The 427-nt window shown below is 41.5% G+C and carries 1 protein-coding gene; it reads right to left on the bottom strand.

Annotation, left to right across the window (positions count from 1 at the left end; translation table 11 throughout):
- The coding region (locus C6366_RS18830) for a cellulase N-terminal Ig-like domain-containing protein (protein WP_199221618.1) at window positions 1-427 on the bottom strand (427 nt) is incomplete at both ends.

Below are 427 nucleotides of genomic sequence, written 5' to 3' on the forward strand. Positions count from 1 at the left end.
TAATGAGCCCATGTGACTGGCCTCATCTGTCCAACCTTTTTCGGCATAAGGTTGTTCTTTGGCAAATCCTACACGTTGATAAAAGAAGGTTCTGAAAGCATGTTTCAACACTTCATTGTAAACCGAAGGGCTAATTCTAAATTCAAAAGACCGCGTGTTATTATTAATATCAAGCACATAATATCGTCCAGTTTCCGAAACTTCAGAAAAATCGAACCACCAAGCCTGATCGCCTGATGAAGGATTTGTACTTCCATTGTTCCAGACAACTGGAGTGCCAGTAAAAACATGACTATTATTCTTTGCATCAACCAACGCAAAATGACTTCCAGGACTGTATGATTCCTGAGCATCGAACCCTGTTATGGGGTTTCGGATTACTGCTACCTTTGGAGCATCGGGCAAATATCCAAACTGATCAACCACG

The organism is Desulfonatronum sp. SC1, from assembly GCF_003046795.1.
In the GTDB taxonomy this organism is placed as follows: Bacteria; Desulfobacterota; Desulfovibrionia; order Desulfovibrionales; family Desulfonatronaceae; genus Desulfonatronum.